The sequence below is a fragment of the Clostridium sp. C8-1-8 genome (assembly GCF_009928445.1).
Lineage (GTDB): Bacteria > Bacillota > Clostridia > Clostridiales > Clostridiaceae > Clostridium_AR.
In genome coordinates this window covers 109,919-134,717 of record NZ_JAABNO010000014.1, presented here as the reverse complement: position 1 = coordinate 134,717, position 24,799 = coordinate 109,919, and the positions used below count along the sequence as shown (strand labels likewise).

At 33.1% G+C, this 24,799-nt stretch carries 26 protein-coding genes; all 26 read right to left on the bottom strand.

Annotation, left to right across the window (positions count from 1 at the left end; all coding sequences use genetic code 11):
• Positions 1-14: 14 nt before the first annotated feature.
• Positions 15-236 (bottom strand): hypothetical protein, encoded by a 222-nt coding sequence (locus tag GXK57_RS26640; RefSeq protein WP_243156447.1) that lies wholly within the window; start codon positions 234-236, stop codon positions 15-17.
• Complete coding sequence (locus GXK57_RS26635; protein WP_243156446.1) at positions 221-721, bottom strand: transposase; 501 nt, start codon at positions 719-721, stop codon at positions 221-223. The genes GXK57_RS26640 and GXK57_RS26635 overlap by 16 nt, the downstream gene beginning before the upstream one ends.
• Before the next feature lie 45 nt (positions 722-766).
• A complete protein-coding gene (locus GXK57_RS26630) occupies positions 767-931 on the bottom strand; it encodes a hypothetical protein (protein ID WP_243156445.1) in 165 nt (54 codons plus the stop codon).
• A gap of 12 nt (positions 932-943) precedes the next feature.
• Positions 944-1,477: a tyrosine-type recombinase/integrase gene (locus tag GXK57_RS15275; RefSeq protein WP_243156444.1), complete on the bottom strand. Its 534-nt coding sequence runs from the start codon at positions 1,475-1,477 to the stop codon at positions 944-946.
• Between the two features lie 631 nt (positions 1,478-2,108).
• Positions 2,109-2,489 carry a hypothetical protein gene (locus tag GXK57_RS15270; protein ID WP_160678031.1) on the bottom strand — a complete coding sequence of 127 codons (381 nt, stop codon included), beginning with the start codon at positions 2,487-2,489 and terminating at the stop codon, positions 2,109-2,111.
• A gap of 69 nt (positions 2,490-2,558) precedes the next feature.
• Positions 2,559-9,185 carry a glycoside hydrolase domain-containing protein gene (locus tag GXK57_RS15265; protein ID WP_160678029.1) on the bottom strand — a complete coding sequence of 2,209 codons (6,627 nt, stop codon included), beginning with the start codon at positions 9,183-9,185 and terminating at the stop codon, positions 2,559-2,561.
• Positions 9,186-9,834: 649 nt separating this feature from the next.
• Positions 9,835-9,975, bottom strand: a complete 141-nt coding sequence (locus GXK57_RS15260; RefSeq protein WP_207710237.1) for a hypothetical protein — start codon at positions 9,973-9,975, stop codon at positions 9,835-9,837.
• 94 nt (positions 9,976-10,069) lie between these two features.
• Positions 10,070-10,651: a DUF5104 domain-containing protein gene (locus tag GXK57_RS15255; protein WP_160678025.1), complete on the bottom strand. Its 582-nt coding sequence runs from the start codon at positions 10,649-10,651 to the stop codon at positions 10,070-10,072.
• 98 nt (positions 10,652-10,749) lie between these two features.
• Positions 10,750-10,935, bottom strand: a complete 186-nt coding sequence (locus tag GXK57_RS15250; protein WP_160678023.1) for a hypothetical protein — start codon at positions 10,933-10,935, stop codon at positions 10,750-10,752.
• A gap of 379 nt (positions 10,936-11,314) precedes the next feature.
• Positions 11,315-11,635: a hypothetical protein gene (locus GXK57_RS15240; protein ID WP_160678021.1), complete on the bottom strand. Its 321-nt coding sequence runs from the start codon at positions 11,633-11,635 to the stop codon at positions 11,315-11,317.
• 337 nt (positions 11,636-11,972) lie between these two features.
• Complete coding sequence (locus GXK57_RS15235; RefSeq protein ID WP_160678019.1) at positions 11,973-12,431, bottom strand: hypothetical protein; 459 nt, start codon at positions 12,429-12,431, stop codon at positions 11,973-11,975.
• A gap of 54 nt (positions 12,432-12,485) precedes the next feature.
• A complete protein-coding gene (locus tag GXK57_RS26885; RefSeq protein ID WP_279285508.1) occupies positions 12,486-12,620 on the bottom strand; it encodes a hypothetical protein in 135 nt (44 codons plus the stop codon).
• Between the two features lie 469 nt (positions 12,621-13,089).
• Complete coding sequence (locus GXK57_RS15230) at positions 13,090-13,506, bottom strand: SMI1/KNR4 family protein (RefSeq protein WP_160678017.1); 417 nt, start codon at positions 13,504-13,506, stop codon at positions 13,090-13,092.
• A gap of 145 nt (positions 13,507-13,651) precedes the next feature.
• On the bottom strand, positions 13,652-13,843 hold the full coding sequence (locus GXK57_RS15225) for a hypothetical protein (protein WP_160678015.1): 192 nt from the start codon (positions 13,841-13,843) through the stop codon (positions 13,652-13,654).
• Between the two features lie 109 nt (positions 13,844-13,952).
• Entirely contained in the window at positions 13,953-14,336 is a 384-nt protein-coding gene (locus GXK57_RS15220) for an immunity 50 family protein (protein WP_160678013.1), read from the bottom strand.
• Between the two features lie 49 nt (positions 14,337-14,385).
• Positions 14,386-14,598, bottom strand: a complete 213-nt coding sequence (locus GXK57_RS15215; protein WP_243156443.1) for a hypothetical protein — start codon at positions 14,596-14,598, stop codon at positions 14,386-14,388.
• Positions 14,599-14,877: 279 nt separating this feature from the next.
• Positions 14,878-15,390: a HEAT repeat domain-containing protein gene (locus tag GXK57_RS15210; protein WP_160678011.1), complete on the bottom strand. Its 513-nt coding sequence runs from the start codon at positions 15,388-15,390 to the stop codon at positions 14,878-14,880.
• Between the two features lie 14 nt (positions 15,391-15,404).
• On the bottom strand, positions 15,405-15,782 hold the full coding sequence (locus tag GXK57_RS15205; RefSeq protein ID WP_160678009.1) for a hypothetical protein: 378 nt from the start codon (positions 15,780-15,782) through the stop codon (positions 15,405-15,407).
• 244 nt (positions 15,783-16,026) lie between these two features.
• On the bottom strand, positions 16,027-16,533 hold the full coding sequence (locus GXK57_RS15200) for a hypothetical protein (RefSeq protein WP_160678007.1): 507 nt from the start codon (positions 16,531-16,533) through the stop codon (positions 16,027-16,029).
• A gap of 11 nt (positions 16,534-16,544) precedes the next feature.
• Positions 16,545-19,943 carry an RHS repeat-associated core domain-containing protein gene (locus tag GXK57_RS15195; protein WP_160678005.1) on the bottom strand — a complete coding sequence of 1,133 codons (3,399 nt, stop codon included), beginning with the start codon at positions 19,941-19,943 and terminating at the stop codon, positions 16,545-16,547.
• A 200-nt stretch (positions 19,944-20,143) separates the two neighbouring features.
• A complete protein-coding gene (locus GXK57_RS15190) occupies positions 20,144-20,320 on the bottom strand; it encodes a hypothetical protein (RefSeq protein WP_160678003.1) in 177 nt (58 codons plus the stop codon).
• A gap of 88 nt (positions 20,321-20,408) precedes the next feature.
• Positions 20,409-21,677: a replication-associated recombination protein A gene (locus GXK57_RS15185; protein ID WP_160678001.1), complete on the bottom strand. Its 1,269-nt coding sequence runs from the start codon at positions 21,675-21,677 to the stop codon at positions 20,409-20,411.
• A 501-nt stretch (positions 21,678-22,178) separates the two neighbouring features.
• A complete protein-coding gene (locus GXK57_RS15180; protein ID WP_160677999.1) occupies positions 22,179-22,679 on the bottom strand; it encodes a flavin reductase family protein in 501 nt (166 codons plus the stop codon).
• A 329-nt stretch (positions 22,680-23,008) separates the two neighbouring features.
• On the bottom strand, positions 23,009-23,677 hold the full coding sequence (locus tag GXK57_RS15175) for a Type 1 glutamine amidotransferase-like domain-containing protein (RefSeq protein ID WP_160677997.1): 669 nt from the start codon (positions 23,675-23,677) through the stop codon (positions 23,009-23,011).
• A gap of 41 nt (positions 23,678-23,718) precedes the next feature.
• A complete protein-coding gene (locus GXK57_RS15170; RefSeq protein ID WP_160677995.1) occupies positions 23,719-24,027 on the bottom strand; it encodes a hypothetical protein in 309 nt (102 codons plus the stop codon).
• 29 nt (positions 24,028-24,056) lie between these two features.
• Complete coding sequence (locus tag GXK57_RS15165) at positions 24,057-24,620, bottom strand: hypothetical protein (protein ID WP_160677993.1); 564 nt, start codon at positions 24,618-24,620, stop codon at positions 24,057-24,059.
• Positions 24,621-24,799 lie beyond the last annotated feature (179 nt).

Genomic DNA, 24,799 nt, shown 5'->3' with positions numbered 1-24,799 from the left:
CTACCACTATTTTATCATGCTATTTGCTCTACTTCCATATCTGGTAAAATGTATTTAGTCTTGTTCTTCATCATCCCATAGATGATGTTATTAAGCCTTCTCATCACACACACCAATGCTTGTATCTTGCTCTTACCCTCTGAAACTTTTCTCTTGTAGTATTCTAGGAAAACTGGATTTCTAGGAGTTCCTTTCTTTGATACTTGTATCTGTTGCACTGCTAGGAAATAGAACACTCCATAGAGTTCTCTATTACCCTGCTTGCTCTTCTTATGTTTCCTTTACCTGCTGAACTGAAATTAACTGGTGCTATTCCAGAAAACTTAGCTAGCTTATCAGCATTACGGAATCTTTTAATGTCACCTATGTGAGCAACAAGTGCTATTGCAGTTACAGTATCTATCCCTGGGATTGTTTCAAGCTTTAAACCTAGAAGCTCAAGCAGCTTTTTCATCTCTACCTCAACTTTCTTAATTTCCTCACTCTTAAAAGCAATGTCCCTTACAATGCTCTGAATGATGAAATCTCTAGCCTCTTGGTACTCTCTTGTTGTATCTCCATCACTTTCTACAATGTCCAGTATCTCCTTAGCCTTTCTTTTTGACCAACTATTATGACTAGGTTTCCTTAGAAATCCTGCTAAATCTTCATCGGTTACACCTCTTAGATGTTTCGGTGATGGGTACTCCTCATAGAATGCTAATGCAGTTTTACTATTCACATCAGAAAAAATTTTTTATAGCTTGGGTAGTTGTAATTTAACTGTTCATGAAGTTGATTGGTCAGAGTTGTTATTGATTTTACAATTGCATCTCTTATATTCACCATCATCTTTATTGTCCAATATAGGTCTTATTGGTTTGTCTTCTTTCATTGCTTCTGATATATTTCTTAGTTGCTTAATTTCTTCTAAAGTGTAAATTGTTATCATTCTTTTTCCCTCCTACAACAGGCTTAATGCCTTCATTTTTTCTTCTCTACTGCTGTTAATATAAAAGGTCATAGTAGTATCGATACTACTATGACCTGCTATTAGATATTCAGAATCCTTAGCATTATAATCTCTATCCTTAATGTATTCCTTGATTGCATCCGCTAAATCGAATTTCAATGGAACTTCTCTAAACTTACCTCCCTTTCCGTAAATTTTTATTGAGTAATTCAAGAAATCAATATCTCTAATCTTTATGCTACATAGCTCACTTACTCTAACTCCTGTATAAAGCAGTAACATTATGATTACCTTATTCCTTTTACTTACCTTGTCCTCGTTCTGAATGTAGAAGAGTATCTTATCAACCTCCTTCTCTGAATAGACTTCCACTTGTTTTTCTGAACCATAGGCAATCTTTACTCTGTCCTTAGAATTTTTTACAACTATTTCTTTCATCTCACCAGCAGCTATTAAGTATCTATTTAGTGAATGAATGCTATTAATCTTTTTATTGATTGTTGCTACCTCATAGTTATTCTCCACTAGAAAATTCTTGTAGCTTACTAAGTAGAATCGTTGAAGATTACCATTGAATTCAACTCCTTTAGTTCTTAGAAATTCTATAAAAGCTTTAGTATCACCAACATAGCTTTCTATTGTTTTGGACTCTTTCCATCCTCGATTAAACTTATCTTAAACTCTTCAATTAATTGACACATTGTTATTACTCCCTCCAATTTCTTTACATTAAAAAAGAGTTAATGCTCCCCGATTGGAAACATTAACTCTTTTATCATTATTATAATATATATTTATATTCTATTATAAATTCAGCTGATTTAGCCATTCTTTACAGCTTTTCAATCTGAATGATATTCTTATTCACATTCTCATAAATCTCTGTCTTCTGATGTATTGTCGTTGCTTTTTAATGTACTTCTTTTGAAGAATGAACTTATAGTATATGTTGACTGCTAAAAAAATAATGAACCAGCCTACTTAAATTCAGCTGATTCATTTCATCTTTTCACTGCATTATTAATATTATGCAGTATGTATCACTTGATTTTTCCATATATTATTTATCATATTTAAATCTTTGGGGAATAAATCAGAAGCATATTAACTTTTGTAGCGAGATAGTTTAAACTTATGAAGTAAGTTTAAAAATTTACTATTTCTTTCTCATCGTTGTAAACTCAGGTGGATTAAACCCTTCAAAACATAGTCGTCTTGCTTCGCTTATACTGCTGTCATCTAAAGATTTATTATAATATAAACTACCCTCACAGACAGAAAATACTTGAGAAAAAATATAATCTGATTCAATCAAAGTTTTTACATTGTTACACCAATCATAATTATAATTTAATAGCAATGGTTTTGATGGTCTTTTTTGAGTTTCTCTCTTATATTCTAGCTTTAACCATTCAACAATATTAATCATCACTACTCTTAGAGAACGAGGACCTACTATTTTTTCTGAATTAATCAATAAAGGGGCTATATTGCTTGTGTTAATACTTGTTAACATATTAGATATTAAATCAATCATTTTCTCACCTCTTTTTAATATACCTGTTTGTCGTTTACCCTTTCTATGAATATTAAGTATTCTTTCTTTTTAGTCATTTGGGTTTCTCAATACTTCAGGATAATTATGTTTAATATGATATAACATCTGAGGTAGTGTCTTATAGTCAACTGGTCTACCTGAATTTATTTGAAATTGTCTTTCATAATAATATGCTCGCTTTTCCCATTGCCATGTTGTTTTAGCTTTACCAGCACCATAACCATTTAGGAAGTCTGTGCCATGGATTCCCTCATGTACTACATCACTGTAATAACTTTTTGAACTGGACCTTAAATATAGATGGTCACCCACTGCCCTCGCTTGTGCACCTTCACCAACCCACATATCAAATAATCTATCGCTTATAGTTGTAACTTTTAAATCCCCATTTTTGATTGCATTCGCAATTTCTGTTGATTTAGGCGTTACTCCATCAAGCTCCTTTATAATAGCCTCTTTAGTCAATAAATTACTTGGAAGTGCGGAACTTTCTCCGCCAATTTTCGCTAGAGAACTAGAACTACCCACCCCCTTAAAAATACTCTCAGCATCCTCACCAATCTCATAAATAGACTTAGTATCTTTTTCTATATCAACTGCATCTTTAGCAATTTTTCCTGCGTCAGCAAAGTCACCGAAGAAAGGTATTGCACACGCTAAAGACAATCCTGCATATCCCCATTTTCCTTGGAAGGCATACCACACTGCATTTGCTGTATCTGGTACTGCTCCTAAAAATGGTATTAAACCTAAGGTATCTAAAACACTATGTCCTACATCACTTGCCATATCTGCACATCTACCAAATGGGTCAACCATTGATATCGGGTTTCCATTGGCATAAGCGTAGTTATTAAGAGTTTCTCCATTGCTTACGGAACCTTTTAGAGTATCGGCATTTATGAATCTCTTAAGTTCTGGTGAATAGTAACGAGCTCTCATGTAGTAAAGTCCGTTGGAATCAGTCATAACACCGTCACGGCCATTGTATATGAAAGAGGTTGTAGCAGTTCCTGTGTGAGTCAAAAGTTCACCATATGCTCCGTAGGTATATCTATCAGTAACTACTTGCTGCATATTGGTTAAAGCTGTTGTACTTCCTCTTAGGTCATAATGGTATACAAGATAACCAGTTGAATTTTGCTCACCTAAAAGTCCTATTCCATATACATAGTAGGTGCTATTTCCAGTTGAATCTGTGCTTACAAGTAGTCTGCTTAGATCACTTGAAATACCGTCATATACATAAGTAGTCTTTTTACTGTTTACAGTTTGTGAGATACGGTTATTTAAAGCATCATAAGCATAGGTTGCTCCACCTGCTTGAGTAAGTCTATTTCCTGAATCATAAATGAAGTTTGTTGAACTTCCCTTAAGAATACCGCTGGTCATGTTTCCATCATCATCGTAGGATATAGTACTTCCATTATAGGTAATGAGTCTATTGTTCTTATCATAGATCATTGTGCCGCCGCCAGTGGTTATATTTCCTGCGGCATCATAGGTATAAGTATAGCTTGCTGTAGCTTTACCTGTAGAGTCAGCATCGCTTCGGCTCATCACTCTGCCTAAAGCATCATAGGTCATTGTTGAAGTAATCTGTCCATTTGAAGATACTTCCTTTGTGATTAGACCATTTGCATTGTACTCATAAGTGTAACTATTTATTATATTACCAGATTTATCTGTATCTTTCGTTGAAGTAAGTCTTCTTGCTGCATCATAGCCTTCAGTTAGGATACTTCCATCTGGTCTTACTGTTTTTATAAGATTTCCACTGTTGTCATAACTGTAAGTTGTTATTCTATTTGCCCAGTCTGTAACGGTTGAAAGATGGTTCCCTGCATCATATGCATAGCTTACCTTGCTTCCGTTTGGATAGGTAATAGATGAAAGATTGCCTACAGCGTCATAGCTGTATTGTATCACATTTTTATTTACATCAGTATATTTTACAACTCGATTTAGAGCATCGAACTGACGAGATATAGTGCCTTGTGCATCAGTAACTGTAAGCACATTACCATTCTTATCATAGGTATAAGAGGTTGTACCTTCAGTATCAGTAAAGCTTTTAATTCTTCCTGCTGCATCATAAGTATAGTCTCTTTTTTGTCCCCTAGCGTTTGTAAGCTCAGATAATAAGTTTAAGGAATTATAAGTGTAGCTTATCTTTCCTCCAGATGGTGTACTTTCAGAAGTCATTCTTCCAGAAGTATCATAGGTATAAGCTATTGTTCCTCCTGCTGGTCCTGTAAGAGATGCAGTGTTTCCATCAGCAGTGTACTGACAAGTGCTTACTCCATTCATAGCATCAGTGACGGATATAAGTCTTCCACCTGCATCGTACTTTGAAACGGTCTTATTGCCCATGGCATCAACCACTTGAGTAAGATTTCCCATAGAATCGTAGGTATTGCTTGTCTTATTTCCCAACTCATCCACTGAAGATATTAGTAAATTAGCAGCATCATAGGCAAAAGTTTTTGAATTTCCATTGCCATCAGTCTTTTTAACTGTATTTCCATTAGCATCATATAAGGTACTTGTCACATTTCCAAGTGCATCTGTCTGTGCTGTTAATCTTCCATCTGCATCATAGGTATAGGTTACAGTATTGTTATTTGCATCAGTAGCTGATTTAAGTAGACCTGCTAAATCATAAGCATACGTAGTCATATTTCCTAGAGCATCTTTTATACTTATTCTTTTATTATTTCCATCATAGGTATAGGTAGTTATATTTCCATTAGGGTCTGTTTTTGTGAGCATGTTTCCATAGGAGTCATAGGTGTAAGTTGTCACATCTCCCATTTTATCAGTTTCACTTAAAAGATTACCCTGAAGGTCATAGGTATTTGCAGTTGAGTTACCTAGTGGATCAGTAATAGAGCTAAGTCTCCAGTTTGTATCATACTTGTAAGTGTTAATATTACCTGCAGCATCAGTTTCTGTCTTTAACTTATTGTTAGCATAATAGGTATCAGTGATAGTTCCACCGCTTGGTTTTGTTGTGGTTAGAACATTGCCCACTGCATCATAGGTATACTTTGTTATATTTCCATTGGCATCTGTCTTACTTGTGACACGACCATCAGCATCATATGAGGTTGATGTTATATTTCCTTGGGCATCCTTAACTTGAATTTCTCTATCCTCACCATCATAGGTGTAGGTTGTAATTCCACCTTTTTCATCAGTCATAGATGTAACTTTATTGTTAGCATTATAGACATAGGATCTTTTGTTGCCATTAGCATCTGTCTGAGTTATTAAATTTCCTCTGCTGTCATAGGTATATGAAACTATTCCTCCATTTGGATCAGTCTTACTTAATAGATTGCCTTTTTTATCATAGGAATTAGTTGTTTTGTTTCCTTTTGCATCAGTGGAGGTAGCTACATGTCCAGCACCGTCATAGGTAAAGGTAGTAGCCACTAACTGTGGATCTGTTGCTGTACCTACTAATCCACTTTGATAGGTAAAGGTGTACTTATGATCACTAATATCTTTTTCTATAGGAAGACCGTTAGTATCATAAACATATTTGGTAATATTTCCACGGGCATCTGTGCTAGTTAAAATTCTGTTATTACCGTCATAGGTATATTGTGTAGTACCACCATCAGGATTTTTCTGAGACAGCATATTGTTATTTGAATCATAGGTGAAGGTTGTCTTTGAACCTACTGCATCTGTTGAGGTTAACAGATTATTATTGGTATCATAGGTTTTTGTTGTGACATTTCCATTTGCATAAGTCTCAGTTAGTATATTTCCATTGTCATCATAGGTATATTTTTTCGTATTGCCGTTCTGGTCTGTATAAGATAAAAGCTGTTTATTGCTATTGAAAACATTCTTATAGCTGTTTCCATTTCTATCTGTCACAGTGACAATAGTTTGACCACTTACTGAGGTTGTATCATAGCTAAAATATGTGAGCTTGTTTCCTGAAACACCATCATCTTGTGAAGTTATTTTCCCTGACCTGTCATAAGTATCTGTAAAGTAAACTTCATTATCTCCATCTGTTCCAGTGAGCGCATGACCTGCAGAGTCGTAGGTGTATTTTTCAGTTTTGCCGTTTTCATCAGTAATTGCTGATAAACACATATTATTGTCATACTGGAAGCTCACTGTCCTTGTGGCACTATCAGTAATACTGCTTACAAAGCCATTGCTGTAATTTACTGTTATAGCCTTTCCTGAAATAGGCTCAGTGATAACCATGCTTGATGAGTTTGGATAGGTTACATTTATAACCATACCAAGTTTGTTTTGAACCTTAGTTAATGCACCATATTTATCAAAGCCGTATTTTATATTGTTTCCGCAATTTAATAAATATGTTCCATCAGAATTTACTGTTATACTCCAGTTTTTCTTTCCAGTTGTGCTAGTTGTATACACTCCTGCAGTGGAACTTTGTGTAAATGTCATATATGAGGATGGATAGGTGTAATAATATAAGGATCCATCAGGCTGTTTTTCAATTCTCATCTCATAATTGTTGTACCAGCCTTTTCCCATAGCACCTGTTGAAAGCTGTGATGAGTTATAGTTTAGTTCAAAGGAGAATTTTTGTGCACCTTGAACTTCTAAGAAATTTTTCTCAATCACATGGGAGCCTGTACTAGAATCAACCGGATCAGCAACCTTTGTTTCGCTTGGCATAACTGGAACATCAGAATAAACCTGTGGAGTATTGGAGCTTGCAACTACATAGCTAACTCCTGGATCATTTCCAGAAAAACTATCTTTGTCAATCTCAAGCTGTCCTGCTGTACCGCTGCCTATAGTTACTGTAGTAAATTGATCAAAGGCCCATTGAGTAGGTATTTTGTAGCCAAGATTACCACTAAAGCCAGTGGACATATCACAAACAAAGATATTGGAAGCATAACCTGCGCTATATACTCTTGCCGCTACATTTCTTGCGCCATACACACCAATCTTGTAGCCATTGCTATTATGACTACCAAAATACGAACTTATAGCTTGGAAGTAAGGCATTACATTACTTGTAACATCCGAATCCATGGCATCAAAGTCTACAGCGAAGTAAATAGTAGTACCGCTAGGTAATCCCAGGTTTGCAGAAGCATTAATTGCATTTGCAGCATCAGTTATTCCCTGAGAAGCTGTAAAATACGAAAGATAGGTTCCGCTAGTTTCGTAGATTGGGAAGAACTTTAATCCATTGTTAAAGATTATCTTGATCTCGGAAGCTGTCAGTGCTTTGCTTATCCCATTTGCTTTTCCTGTCAAATATCTTCCGATAATATTATATCCATTGTTCTTTAAGGTAGTTGCTGTAGCATTTGTAAGTATAGTTGCACAATCTGCCGCAGTGGCTGATCTATTAGTGTCTCCACAACTTGCAAGGGTAGCCTTTATTGTAGGCATATCTGCAATACCTGTTACAGGAAGACGCATCAAGGCTTGGAAGGACTTTACCGCTGAAGTTACGCCGCTTCCATAAGTACCATCAAAAGAACCAGGATCGAACCCGTTACAATACAAGGCATATTCCAAGATCTTTACAAAGTTAGTCCTAGTATCACCTGGCTGAAGGATTGGACAACTTGAAGTTGTTGTAGGACCAAAAGCACCGTTTGCAGTACTAGTACTAAGTCCCTCTTCTGCTTGAAGAGCATAAATCAAAGCTTTGTTAGTAGCTGCAACATATACTCCATTTGTAGGCAAAAGCCCTGTGTAAGCATTATATTTATTATTTAAGTTCTGCTGTATCTGTCTTATCTTCGCATCACCATTGTAGGATAAAACAAAGGGATCTGTATTTAAAAGAGCCTTCATAACCATTGCAGTTACAACGCCATCACAATTTGTAAGACCAGCATCAGCTTGGAATTGCTTTACTGCATTTTGAGTTTGGGTATAAAAGATCCCTGAAAATCCTCCTGGAGAATATCCTTTGCAATAAAAGCCTCCCTGCAATATATACTCCATATTACTTGGAGTTGTTATGTTATTCGATGCTCTTATTGTCATGGGCTTAAAAGCAGCAGTTGTAGCAGGTCCAAAGGTACCTGTAGGAGTTGCTATGCCTAATTCTATTTGCAGTGCAGTAATCAAGGCCTGCTCGACTTCAATACCTGTCTTACCACTCTCTGTAACTCCATTTGGAAAAACACTCTTGAATTTTGGATTGGCACCGTAGGTTTGATTAAGCCATTGCTGAACAGTTAAAACCATTTGATCAATGCTTGCAGTACTAGCAAATAACTCCGCATTTAATAAGTTTGATCTATTTGTAGATGTATTAGGAGTGGTATCAATTTTACTATTACTGTCTATCTTTGCAGAATCTTTTGTGTTATTAGAATCATTGGAAGTGTTTGAAGTAGTTGTACTGTTAGTAGCTTTACTTCCAGCATCACTTGAACTTTTACTTTCATCACTGTTTTTGTCTTTATTTGAACTATCTTTTGTATTGTTGCTTGAGTTATCACTGGTATTAGAGCTTGTCCCATTAGCATTGCTAACTTCCTTCTTATCCTTATCACTTTTTGATGCGTCAGTTTTAATATCATTTGTTGCTGCTGAAACTGGCAAAGTCTTTATACCGAATACATCGCTAAGAGACGTAACCTGTGACGATAAGAAAGTTACCATCACTATAACAGCTATTATTTTCCGTGCTAGCTTCATTGTTACCATCATTCCTTTCATAATTTAAATAATAAATAAACATTTTATGTAATCGAGACGAACTTCAGACTATTCACATGAGTGCATATACTATGAGCATACTGAAATTCACATCGTTATAAGGGGATATATTAACTTATAATGTCTTAGGTTGAATAAAAGCACGGCTGTCCATTATAATATAAAGAAAGTTCTATCAAAAAACTTAAAATTCCAATAAACAATTTATTATTTTTTTGTATTCATAATACCTTTTCCCCCTACATTTAATAACTAACATAAATATTATTCTTGTCTATTTTACTTGTAAACATAAATCATTCTTAACTTTTTTACATTTTTCGCAGTTGCATTTGATAAGAATATCCCCCCAATTACCATCCTCTAAAAATCATTGATTTTCCTTACTTTATAACTTGTTTTATATGTGCAAGAAATTATTTGTATATAAATTACAATAATTCTCCTGTAATTAAAATAAGGATCAAATCCAAGACATACTCCTGAATTTAATCCTTAATATCACTTATTTCTATTTTTTAGCTATCTTTTTCTTTTCTAAGTTCTTTTACTAATTCTACTGAAAGACCTGTTTTAGCTACAATAGTTTCCTCATCTAGAACGTCTAGTAAATTCTTTGCTATTTCAATCACTTTTGCCCTCTGCCCTTCTTGTAATCCTTCTTTTTAGCTTCTTCCTTCATTTCTTTTAACAAAAACGTATTGTTTGCTACCACATGCTCCACCTCCTCTTTATTGGCATCTAATATATTATTAGACGTATTAGCCAAATCCTCTTCTATTGTATTATCAATCCAATGTTTCAGAACCATTTTTTCTTTATTCGTTAAGTTAGAAAAGAATAATGCTATAGCTTTAATTCTCTCAATAAACTACTTCGCATCTATCTTTTGTTATTTTATCGGTATATAAATTCCAGCGTGTGATAACTTTTTCTTTCCATTCATACAATATCTTTTGGTTTTCATCATAAATTTTTTCTTCATCTTCAGCTTTTACCACCAAAAGCATATAAAGACCAACATTATCTGGGTTATTCGTGTCATTGGGGTAATCTCGTAATAAAAAGAAGTATTTTTGCTTATTGGTTGTTACATAATAATATGAATTAACTTCTTTAGTACTATGTCCATGATTATTTGATTCAAATACAGTGGGACCATCTGATTTTTTCCACGAATCAACTTTACCTTGAAAAAAACTAAACAAGTCATTCATACTGCCGTCAAAATCAACTGCTTGACTCAATGCCTGTTTGGAAAACATAGATTTTAAATCAGCCTTATCATTATTTTTAATAGCTTCAATCACTTGCTCTAATCGAGTATCTGCTTTTTTCTCATCGCTACTATTGTTAAGCATTTCTGTTCTTGACCTTCCTACTGAACATGAACTTAATAATAATATACTAAGTATAAGTATAGAACTAACTATAAACTTTTTCATAGGCTCTTTATCTTCTCCTTCAAATTTATAAGTGAGTATATACTTATTCTTATTTCCTATCGACCATTTGTCTTTATTTTCTTTGTATTCCTTTGAATTTATATAAGCATCATACAGACCTTCCTTTCTAGATAAGTTAACTGCGTAAGTAGCGTCAACTTGCTGGCATTAACATCATCATAATTCGGATTAAAGCCTGTCACCCACCATTTATTAATACCCTGTCCTTCTTTGTCTAATTTATCATCTCTTCTCGGGTCATAAGATATTATTTGCTTTCCCAACTCTTTAACTTTTCAAAAAAATGTCCTGTAGGGTCGTTGTACATCAACGGCTCATTATGACAATAAGTATATGGATTTAAGCTCAGCGGATCTTTTATATCTCCCCTATAAATATCCTTCTGTAAGAACCTAGCTATATTGGGTTCATACATTCTGCACATTATATAGTAAGTGACTGTTTCCTCATCGTACTGATAACCTGCATATCTATATGGGTTGTCCGTTTTTTTATTAGACTCTGTAATATTATCAAAGACATCATACTAGTACCTTTTAAGAACTGTTCAATCCTGTGATATAAGCTTTTTTGTATCAGCATGTCCATTATAGCTATAATAAGCTATTTTGCTATCTATTTTCTTTCAAGCAGGTCTATTCCCTAAACTTTTCTAACAACCAAGTTACCACTTCCATTTAATTCTAACACCACTTTATCTGAAGAATAAAGATATTTTGTAGAAGAATTTCCTACTTGCTTTTCTACTCTTAAACCTTCTCCATTATAGATATTCTTAATAGTTGTGTTATCTGGAGTAGTTGTTTGTATTAATTGATTTAAACTGTCATACACATTTGTAGTTACGCTAGATGACTGCAATAAACCATTAACATAAGAATCTACTTTTGAAGTCAACTGATTGCCATTATTATCATAAGTGTATACAGTGTTTTCAACAGTAACTGTATTTAAACTGACCATTATACTTAAAAGTCTATTTAAAAAATCAGTAGCTTTAGCCTTTATTCAACACTTTTAAAATTCAATGCCACTCTTATTCACAGTCTTCTAAAGCTCTGTTTTCTGATGTGTTATCGTCACTTTTTAATATAGTTTTTTTCAATGATGTATTTGTAGCATATATTAACAGCTAAAAGAACAATGAATCAGCTTACTTAATTTCAGCTGATTCATTTCATCTTTTTCACTGCATTATTTAGACTATACTATTAGTTTATTAAATTATTGTATTGACTTAACTGAATTCTATTAATATTAATTTTTATGCATTTAAATATATTATAATTTTGCATCTTATTTAAGATAAAATGCCTAACATTATATCTCCCTCATGATAGAATTCTATTATTATATCATAATCTGAAGAAACCACCCATGTGTCAAAACTAACAGCTGTAACATCATCAATACATCTAATGATATCTTTTAATTCAGATTTTAAACATGGTAAATTTACCTCATCCCACATTACATAAAATTCTATAGAATTTTTAATTAATTCACTAAGACTAGATATTGCAATGATATTATATTTTGACTTAAATTCAGAAAAATCTACTCTTCCATCTAATCTAAATGGGACTTTTTCCTGTATCTCTTCTAATATCTTATTACCTTCATCATAATTTAAAAGTTCTCCTCCTGTAGATTCTACACACTCTTGTAATAGCACATTATTTTCCCATGACTTTTGAATTGAAGTTATTCTGTTTTTCTCTTTCAACTCATCATATTTTCTTTTAGTTTCTTCATTCATATTTTATTACCTCTACTTATTCCATAAATCTATAATTTTATTATACTCTTGTTCTTATATATCAATTGGAATCACCTTTTTCACTTCATTTGCTCCTTTTCCTTTGCTAAAGTCTTCAATGTTATAGTGCACTCCAATTTTCTCATCAAAATCTAATCTCCATCTAACTTTTCCATCTAACTTTTCCATCTAAAGATTGTCTTCCTATTTGCTTTTCGTACCCATAACTTGATTTTAATATTCCTTGGTATGAATTTGAACCATTCTTAAAAGCACCTGTTGAATCGAGTTCATCTATTAATGTTTTTCTAGCTAAGTCATGAGAATACGCAGTATCTAAAAATATTTCTTTTGAATTAGGGTTACCTACCCCATTGGGGCAGAGTCTGTCTTATTATTTATTAGTGGTAGAGTCTACTATTTTAAACATCTACCACTATTTTATCACTGAAAAAAACAATGAACTATCTTACTTATTTTTCAGCTAGTTCACTTTTTACTTTTCTCACTGCATAATTTATCTTATGCAGCTAAAATCAATACTACTTTTATTTATTCTTACTTAATCAGCTTAACATAAACTTTTATGCAGCTTCTTATAACTTCATTTGCTACATTATTTAGGATTCCAGAATATTTTTAATTACTCTGTTTATGTTTAATATTCTTTTAGCTTACCTAAATACATGTCCTGAATAAATTGATAGAAATTATCACTACATATTTTTGAATACTCATATTCTAAGGAATCCATAGGAATGAATCTAATTTCTGCATTACCTTTTTTGAATGCATATGCCATCCCACATCCATCAGATGCAAATACAACTAAGTCCTTTGATTCCTCTCCCATGTTTTCTTCATAGAAATCTACAATATCCTCTATACTCCATAAGTCAATATAGTATTCTCCTATTTCTCCACTACCACCATTGTATAGCTTAAAAAAACTTCTGTATTCTTCAGGAAACTTAATTGCTAATTCCGCTTCTACCTTCCATATTTGGCTTTCTGTATTTTGTTCATCTTCTTGAAAATTAAAGCCATTAAAAATATCTTTATCGAAATAATTCATAATTATTTATCCAACATGGCGTTACATATTTCCTATGTGCCTGTCCTTGTATTGCTGTTTTATTAGCTACATCTGTTGGACTACCTCCAAATTTAACAGGTTCAACTTCATGAATTTCCAACCTATTATCACTATAATACCTGTCTCACTTTCTTAGATATCTATTTACATAATTTGCTTGTTTTCTTGCAAGTTCGTACTCATCAGCTTCTAGAAGAGTCCATACTTTATTCTTATCTAGCATCGGAACATATTCATCTGGATATGCACTCCAATCATTTATCTTGAATGTACCTCCCTTGTGGTCAATTATTTCTACAAGTTTAGGGTCTGACACCCCCTGGTCTTAGATAGAAAATTTCAGTGACAGAAAAGAAGTTGCAACAAAAATCTGTGCCACTTCTACAATATCGCTCAATTCCACATAGATTTAAACTGATAAATATTTACTGCTTATCTACAAACGGTTTAATATTTTGAATACTAGCCACTTCAAACGTACACTGAACTTCCTGCTCATCACTCATAGATATTTTGCAACAGTACTTATCGCTATTGCTCTGCATAGTAAACTTCTCGATTCTTGGCTTATCTTCTTTTACGTCTATTCTTAAATAGTTCAAGCCATAAAACTCTAGCCTTACATAGACACTTTCAAAGCCCCCCCATTTTTTAGGAACCTTTTTTGGCTCATCATGAACTAATATTGATAACTCAATTCTAGAATCAATCATTTGCCAATTTACATTAATTAGTTCAGCTTTTTCAAATACATTTTTGTCGCCAAAAATATTCTTAATTACAACTGCATTATCAATTCCTTCAAACATAGTTTCACCACCTATTTTTTATTTCTATAATTAAAGTAATAATGGTCCTTCATACCCTGAACGGCTCCGTTCTTAGTATTTCTTGTATAACCACCTTATCTATAGGATTTCCTTGTACTGAATATGTTAACTCACGTGTTTCTACAAAGTTATTATTCGCATCTAGAATTCTATTTTTATTTTCATCCAATAAAGGAACCATTTTTTGCTCAAGAGGCTGTTGCGATTTACTTATCCCTAAATCCTTCTTAATTTCTGACAAAGCTTCCTTTCTAGAAACAGGATTACTTACCCCTTGGGGCAGAGCCTGTCTTATTATCCTTTAGTTGTAACCTCAAGTATTTTCAACGTCTGCTACTATTTTATCAATATAGAAAGTAATGAACTAGCCTACTTATTTTTCAGCTAGTTCATTTTGTCTGTTTCTCACTGCATTATTAATATTATGCAGTGAGTACCTTTATAACTTTTATTAATTTATGGTATTTTTTATAAAAATATTAATTTTGAAGTCAGTTATCTTTTAATTTTGAATCGAGACTTAAATATTCCCTTTTATATCTTCAATTACATCAATTAAAAAATCTTTAACTTCATCATCTTCCTCAACACTTAGTTGATTTTTCAATATAGTAATCACTTTTTCATCTTGTATTTGAGACAGTGAAGTTATTACTGACATTCTAATATCTTGGCTTGAATCATTTAGTAACTTTTCTAGTGGAGTAATTAATTTTTTATCTGGAAATAGTGCACAGATTTGAGCACACCAATACTTTACTCCATTAAATTTGCTTTTCAATGCATCTAGTAAACAACTCACAACTTTATCATGTTTAAATTTTAAAATTACGTCTTCAACCAATTGATATACTCCCATGCCACCATATTCACCAAAGGAATTTAAAAATAATGGTAAACACTCTTCATCTGGATTAGCTAAAAAGTATCTTCTTACTTCATCGTACATACTAATTAGGCTTTCATTTAAATTTTTATCATTTGGCATAGGTTGATTTTCTTTTAAAAAGCTTAATGCCTTTTCTTTATCCATTCTTTATCACCTCTTTATTTTTTCAAGAAATTGCCTGTAGCTTTATTTTGTCTAATTAACTCTTGCAATTGTCTATTAATTGTGTTTCTATCATATCCTGCATCTTTTAAAATATTTCTTAGTTCACTTACATCAGCAGCAAGATTCTTTCTTAAGTCCGTAGGGTCTATATCTCTTGTTTTTCTAAACGTTCCTGTCAACTCATGTAAATCTTTTCTAATATTAATTGTAGTTCCTTTTCCATGTGTTGTTTCGCTTATTGCATCTTGAACAGCATGATGAGGAGTGTGTGTTTCATTTAATCCTGATTTTATATTAGCATACCTTGATTTACTGTACGTACCAACATATAAATCTTCTCCAGGCTTTGCTAGTTCACTAGCATCAGCCACCCCCTTGGGGCAGAGTTTGTCTTATTATCTTTTAGTGGTAGAGACTACTGTTTTCAACATCTATCACTATTTTATCACTCTAAAAAGCAATGAACTAGCCTACTTATTTTTCAGCTAGTTCACTTAATCTTTCTTTCACCGCATTATTACAATTATGCATTCATTTAATAGATATGCTAACGTTATTTTTTATAGTTTCTCAATCTTAATTCTTTATGCATCGGCTTTTTCAATAATAATGCATCTAGTGTATTGCTTTAATTATTTTTAAAGTTTTAAACGATGACGCTGGATTATCCTTAGCTGCATAGAATAATGGAAATTCGGTTCTATCCATTTCATATACTTCTCCAGACTTTACTGCAATATATTTTCTTAATATGCTTATAATAGTTTCTTCTTGTATATTATTAAAATCACTTTTATTCATGATTAAGGTTATATACCCATCATCTCTTGCTAAAAGCACATTATAATCAAAAGAAGCACTCTTATAATCATCTGGAAGTGAAAACATAGAAATATACTTTATCTTATCTCCATTTTCTATAGAATTAATAATTTTCTTTTCACTTTTTCTTAACATCATTACTTTTCCAGATGTTAATGTTGTACTATCTATTCCTGCATGAGTGGGTTCATATCCTAATAACCTAATAATCTTTTTAGCGTCATTGTACCACTGTGTCCATTTAGCATTATCTCCATCCACTTCACCATTGAATGTTATTGAAATTGTTTCATTCTCCATAAATTATCTCCTTATTTATCTATTGGTCTTACTTTGATACTTCCAGCTCTATCTCCAATTATTCTTTGATTATCTTTCATCCTATTCCTTAATGCTAGAGGGTCATCTGTCTTACTTGGCACTTCAACTTGGTCTATTGTACCATCATGTCTTACGCCCATTACATCTGGTCTTCTATTAGGCTTTGCTCCTGGAATTTCATTGCTAAGACCTTTGTTCACATATACCTTTTTATAATCACCACTATTTTTCATGACATCTACTTCATCAAGTATTGTTTCCCAATGACCTTCAGTTCCATTTGTATGTGGTTTACTTGGCAACACGATTTCAGGTTCTCTTACCCCCTTTAATCTATTTTCAAACTCTGCAAACTCACTATAATTTGATGCTTCCCTAGCTGTTTTGCTTTCTTCAATATTTTTTAGTACTCGCTCTCTTATCTCAATTTGACTCTGTTTTCTATCCACTGCTTCTTCAGCAACAATTGGGCTTTTCATCCCTCCTGGAATGAACATCATTGCCATTGATACATTATTCAAAGCTCCTGAATTATTTTCTTCCCATTTAGATATGGCATCTAGACCTGGGTACAGAGTCTTTGACCAAACATATAACAGTTTTTCTCCTATATTTCCATTAGGATTTGCCTTCCAATAATCGTCTTTAACATTAGATACTGGCATAAGAGGAGCTGTATTTTCATCTTTCCCATAAAGTAAAGTATAAAAGTCACCCTTTTTTATTAATTCACCTATTGATGAAATCTTTTTACCAACAAGGCTTGCTAAAGTGCCAGTCGAAAAGGAACCTGCAATTGATGATGTTGCTTTTTTAATACCATTGCCTACTTCAGATGCAGCATTCTTTATACCATTGCCTACTTCCGATACAGCATCCTTTATACCATTGCCTACTTCCGATACAGCAGATTCTACTGCATTGCACGTATCAGATACTGCTTTTTTAGCTCCATTCCAAACATTTCCTAGCCAATCAAAGGTATGCCCAGTAGGATCATTGTACATGTTCGGCTCATTATGACAGTAAGTGTAAAGATTCAAGCTAAGCGGATCATTTATATCTCCTGAGTAGCTATCTTCTTGCAAGAATCTGCCTGTACTTGGATCATACATTCTTGCTATAACATAGTAAGTTTTTGTTTCCTTATCATATTGATAGCCTGCATATCTATATGGATTGTCCATATTTTCATTGGAATCTGTGATATTACCAAAAGCATCATAGTAGTAGTTATTTAGCACTGTTCCATCCTGTGCTATAAGCTTTGTAGTATCAGCATGTCCATTATATAAGTAGTAAGCTTTTTTGCTATCTGTTATTCTTTCAAGCAGGTTTATTCCGTAGATGTTTCTGGCAATTAGATTATCATTTCCATCTAATTCTAACACCACTTTATCTGAAGAATAAAGATATTTTGTAGAAGTATTTCCTACTTGCTTTTCTACTCTTAGACCTTCTCCATTATAGATATTCTTAATAGTTGTGTTATCAGGAGTAGTTGTTTGTATTAATTGATTTAACCTGTCATACACATTTGTAGTTACGCTAGATGACTGCAATAAACCATTAACATAAGAATCTACTCTTGAAGTCAACTGATTTCCATTGTTGTCATAAGTGTATGCAGTATTTTCAACAGTAACTGTATTTAAACTAACGATTATACTTAAAAGTCTATTTAAAGCATCATAAGTATAAGTCTTAACTGTAGTATTTGAACCTTCTACAACTGTTTCAGTATTTCTGTTTCCAGCTGAAGTATAGGTATAAGTTGTAACCTTACCACTTGGCTCTGTTACTGTCTTTAATCTGTTTAGCTCATCATAGGTATAACTTGTAGTTCCTTTGTTGTCAGTCTTTGAAAGCATATTATGCGCATTATCATAAGTATAGCTGTAGCTTTCAATTACTGTTCCGTTAGCTGTTTTATTTACAAGAGTTCTTAATAGTTTGTCCTTATAATATGTGTATTCTTCACTATAACCATTTGGATATACTACGCTATTCAAGCTTCCATTATCGTAATAGTTGTAGGTTGTTGTGTCATCTCCCGCTATTACCTTTTTGATTCTTCCAGCTTTGTCATATATCTTTAAGGTTACGTTGCCCTTTGGATCTGTTTCTGACTCTCCAAAGTTTCCTGAGTCTAACCCATTTATACCTGAGATTATATCATATTTATAAACAATTGTTCCAACAGTTGGTACTGACTTTGAAGTGACCCTATTTAGTTCATCATAGGTTCTAGTAGTAGTACCTGTTGAATCGGTAATTCTAATTTGATTTCCATTGTCGTCATAGCCAAAGGAATTAGTTATACTTCCTATAGCTTCTGAAGTTTTTCTTCCATGAATATCATAAGTGTAAGTTGACGTTACTCCGTTTCTGTCAACCTTAGTTCTTAAATCACTATTTGCATAATAAGTGTAGCTTTCTGTCTTTGAAGGATCATAAGTGTAGCTTCCGCTACTTCCAGTTCTTCCTCCATGGAAAATCTTCCTTATTAGCTTGTTGGCCACATTGTATTCAAAGGTTGTGATATTGCCTTGTGCATCTACCTCAGTAAGCATGTTACCATTTAAGTCATAGGTGTAGTTCGTTATTTCACCTTTAGCATTCTTTACTGATACCAATCTATTGTACTGATCATAACTGTAGTAAGTGGTGTTGTTATCACCATCTGTCTTTTGGTCAATATTGCCTACTTCATCGTAATGCTGAAGTGTAATATGACCTTCTGAATCTACAGTTTTTATAAGTCTATTATTTTTATCATAATAGTACAAAGTAACATTTTGAAGGGCATCATAAGATTTTGATTGTGTTCCATTGTGGTAGTATTCTAACTTTTGTATTAGCTTATTATTTTGATCGTATTTTTCAACAACCCTATCTAAAGCATCATAAACATAAGTTTTTTCATTTCCCAGCCAATCAATCTCTTTTAATAAATTGTTATTCTTATCGTAGATATAGCTGGTTGTATGCTTAACTTTATTTCCACTACCGTCAGTAACGTAGATTGTACTAGTTACTAATTTGTTAAGTTCATCATAAACATTTTCTGTAACTACGCCATTACCATCAGTTAAGAATCTCTTATTTCCGTTCTTATCATAGGTTGTTGCTACCTCTATAGCTTCAGTTCCATCTACATTTTCTTCTGTGGAGGTAAGTTCTCTTCCTGCACTGTCGTAAGTGTAAATATTCGCTACCCCTACAGAATCCTGCTTCCTAATAACTCTTCCAACAGTATCGTATTGATAGATAACATAATAAGCTGCTATAGTACTATCACCATGGTAAGCTACCTTCTTTACCTTGCCAAAGCCTGTATACTCATAAGTGGTTATATTTCCATTACCATCCACATTTAGATATTTCACTTTGAACTAATCTATCTATATATACAAAATATACAAACAAAAAAGCCCCAACTATCATCCTCTGATAATTGAGACTATTAATAAAATCTACATTTCAATATCTAATTATATCTTTACTTCTAAAGTTGCTTTTCTTAACTTGATGTTTATTTTTGTTTTGAGCCTCTAAAGTAAACCTGTTAGTAAAGTGTTTTTGTTTTTTACTTATGCGAGAATTTACTTCTTATAAGTTTTACTATGTCTATAAAAAAGTCTAAGATTACAGTAAAAAAGGTTAATATTTTTTTACTTAATACTAACGCTCCTCTTGAAATCAAGAAACCTAAACCAATAAAGATTAGCCCAACTAGTGCAGCATTACATAATTCTGCAAGCATATTACTACCCCTTTAATTAACCTTATTCACTTTTATTTACATCCAAAACACCCTTGAGTACTCTATATTGTTAATCCTATCTCCATCACTATTCCTTTATCTTCTTCCAATAATCATATGCAGCCTTTTCATTCTTGTTCTTTCCTGGCACATAGTAATTTCTATCCTTAATATTGTCTGGAAGATACTGCTGCTGTACATAGTTATTTTCGTAGTTATGAGGATATTTGTATTCTACACCTCTTCCTAAAGCTTTTGCTCCGCTGTAGTGGGCATCTTTTAGGTGTAGTGGTATATCACCGATATTTACTTGCTCTATGTCTTGAAGTGCTGCGTCTATAGCACATACCACTGAGTTTGATTTTGGTGCAGTTGCCAGTACTAGAGTTGCTTGTGCTAGTGGTATCCGTGCTTCTGGGAAACCTAACTGATTTGCTGAATCCACGCAAGATTTTACTATTACTGCTGCATTAGGATAAGCAAGGCCAATATCTTCAGAGGCTATTACCATAAGTCTTCTGCAAATAGACTGAATATCTCCTGCCTTAACTAGTCTTGCAAGGTAGTGAATAGCTCCATCTGGATCACTACCTCTTATGGATTTTTGAAATGCGCTTAGTATATCATAGTGACTATCCCCTAGCATATCGTAGTTGAATACTTTGCTTTGTGTACAGTCTCTTGCTATTTCTTCATCTATTAATATTATTCCTTCGCTATTAGGATTTGTGGAGTTTATAGCTACCTCCAGCCCATTTATGGCTTTTCTAACATCACCATTTGAGGAGGCTGCAAAGTAATTTAGAGCTTCTTTTTCTACTTGGATTGTAGTATTCTTATGATCTGCTTTAACTAGCTCCACTGCTCTATTTAGCGCCTTGATTATGTCTGAGTCTTGCATGGTCTTAAATTCAAATACTGTTGATCTGCTTATTATGGCCTTAAATATGTAGTGATATGGATTTTCTGTAGTGCTGGATATAAGAGTTATTCTTCCATCTTCTATAAATTCAAGAAGAGACTGCTGTTGCTTCTTATTAAAGTTTTGAATCTCGTCTAGGTATAAAACAACTCCATTTAATCCATCAAAGGTATCTAAGCCTCCAATTATATCCTGAATATCCTTTAGGGATGCATTGGTAGCATTCAATTTATAGAACTTTTTATTTGCTCTGGTTGCTATAATATTTGCCACTGTGGTTTTTCCAACACCAGGAGGGCCATAAAAAATCATATTTGATATGGTTCCACCTTCAACTATTCTATTTAAAATCTTTCCTTTTCCCAAAATATGTTGCTGACCTACCACCTCATCCAAGGTTTCTGGTCTTATTCTATCTGCTAATGGTCTGTACACTAATTCTCACATCCTAATTAATACTTACTAGCTAATTATATGACTTTCTTCTGTGTGTTTTCAAATATTAGTTATAAAAAATTCTCTAAAGCGACCTTCTTTAGTGAATTTTTTTGCGCATCTGCCTTTCCGAATGTATATGAGGAAAATCTGGCAGGCGAATATTTTTTTTACTGTCCACCCTAACTAGCTGTTCTAAAGCCTTGATATCGCTAGGTTTATCTAACAAAAAACTTCACACTTTGCCTAACATTAAAAACATTAAGGTGCCAATACCAATTAGTAGTGACACCTTAATTTAAAAGCCAGTGTTGAACAAGCTTTAATTACTGATTATATTTTAAAAACTTTACTCGTTCTAAATTCTATATTATACTTCTAATTTAACTACTATAAAGAATATGCTATATTCACAAGCTATTATGATTATAGAAGCCTATCCTAGTTAACAGCTCACTTTCAACAGGTTGCTTTAATATACACCTAGTCAAAAATGCTATCTTACTTCTCGTAGCTAGCTACTATTTCTCCATAATATACGGTATGATAGTTTCCATTTGCGTAGGCCTGTTCTGCAACTGCTTTATCGACCATCTTTGGATCCATGTCTTGTTTATATACTATTTTGCATTCGTAATATAAATTACAGTTATCAACTATAGGACTTTCAACTTCCTTAGAAGGTACAAACTTAATTCCTGTTTCCTTTTCCTTATCTATGTCTCTTCCTGATTTACTTCCGCATATGGCTAAGGCCTTTTTCATTTCTTCATTGTAAGGTATGCTTATAGTAAAGCTATCGGCTTTTTCAAGCAATTCATGAGTATATCTTGATTCTCTTACTAATGCAGTAAAGCTCGGCTTTCCCCATATGAAACCAATACTTCCCCAGCTTATAGTCATTGTATTAGTTATGTTTCCTGACTTAACAGTTAAAAATGCTCCTGATTTATGTAATTTTTCCATCCCTTTTTCTAGGTTTGTAATGAAATCTACTGCCATCTCTTTACCTCCAAATTAGTAATTTTATTGATTTATATATGTTACATTTAGTCATGCTCACCCCATTAGCAGGTGGTTTTCTTTAAACGCTAAAGCACATAATAAAAAGCCGCTAAAGTGAATTTCTTCATTGAGTTTGTCCGTCTGCCTTTTATGTACCTATGTGAAGAGATTCTGGCAGGCGGCATATTCTTTTACTGTTCCCCTAAATATCTACTTCAAAGCCTTAATATTGATAGGCTCAGCTAACAAAAAACATGCTTTCCTATACTGTGAAAAGTAGAATATTTTCACCGCAACTCCGAGACATTAGAACCATCTCCCAATGCCTAAAAGACTTTGTAGTTTCCTTTGTATACGGAAACTGAACCATTCTTTATGTTTATTATATCTCCGAAAAATTCCACTCTATCTCCTATCATGGAAACTCCGTAGCCATCGTTGAAGGCATATATGTTTTTCTCGGTGTTGATAGAGTAATCAATGAGTTTTGGAAGTAGTACCTTATTTTCTTGCCAATGTGGTAAAACTTCAAATTTTGTTAACCCAAAGCCTCTGGTCTGTAGTGCTTCATAGGAATTGTCATATATTAAGGAGGATAAAGATATATCCTGTGTTAAGAGTATGCTGCCCCCGCCTACCCCAACAATTATTCCATTTCTCTTTGCAAACTCCTTTAAAGCTTCCGTGAGTTTTCTCTTTCTTAGAAGAAGTAAAAACTTATAGGTATTTTCCCCCGATAAATATATAACATCTGAATTTAAAAGTTTTGTTATAAGACCTGGATTGTACTGTGCTCCAAGATCAAAGAATAATATCTCTCCATAGCCAAGCTCCCTGTAAAAGTCTGAAATATCTTTATAATATTCAATGCTTTTCTCAGAGGAAGATGGTATATATGCGATTCTACCCTTTCCTTTCTTTATCTCACTGATAAGAGCCTTGTTTAGAGGGTTATCCTTATCAGCACTTTGTTTTCCCATTAAGAATAGTTTCATAATTTTTACCCCCTAGTCCCCAAATTTAATTTATTGCTGCGTTATTGAGTGTATATTCTTCCTTTATAGTATTCTTCGTCTTCATCTTCATATATGTCAATTTCAATATAGGCTCCTTCTAGTTCTGTAACGGAATATTCAATAGTAAAACCTTCTATATTAACAGTTTCAACTTCATACTTTTCATTCATGCATGTAGCTAAGGTCATATATTGGTCTTCTTCACTATCGTAAATGCAATTAATCTTTAAGATCTTAAAGGTCGCTTTCTTTAGAAAAGTATAACTGCCTTCATTATTATAGTTTTCCTTATCATATTTATTATCTTTAAAAAAAGAATTATTGAACATAGCCACCTCCAATAGATAATAAAATATAGCTAAATCCTACATTTAAGTTCACTTCTCTCGTTGGTATCTCCTAGCATTTTGCCTAACATAGCTTTACTTAGCTCGAATAGTTTGTCTATAGAAACAACCTGCTCAAGTATTCTAATTTCTCTATAAGCTTTATCATATTGGCAAAAGTCCATTGAGTTACTGCATAAGGCTTCTTTTATTTCCTCTTCTCCAAGTACCTTTTTATAACCATCAGGAAGTACTAGTAAACTTAAAATTAAATCCTCAAACATCAGACTAATGTTTTCATCATTATCATTACTATCTATTATATGGAATTCCCATTGCAGTATTTGGTTCTTTTCGTCAATTATAGTTATTAGATTGTAGTTAGCATTTAATGGAGTAATCTGAAGCCATCTATATCCATTATCCATTATTTTTATCCTTTTGTCATCAACACTTCTAAAAATGGCCTCACTCACTTTATGAATCGAAGCTAAGTGAACATATCCATTAAATTCTTCTGTATTTATAAAAGATACTCTAAAGTCGATATCCCTTATTTGACTATAGTCTAATTTTTGTTCAAAATTCCTCCTCATCCTAATCATCTCCTCAAAACTATAACTTTACGAAAATAACTAACATATAAGTTCTAATAAGTTTTATTCATAAAAAGAATTGAACTAAATATTCTTTTGAATATTAACTGATGAATCACATTAAATAAAACTTAACAACCTATATAATTATTTTAAATAATATTTCTACAAAACAGATA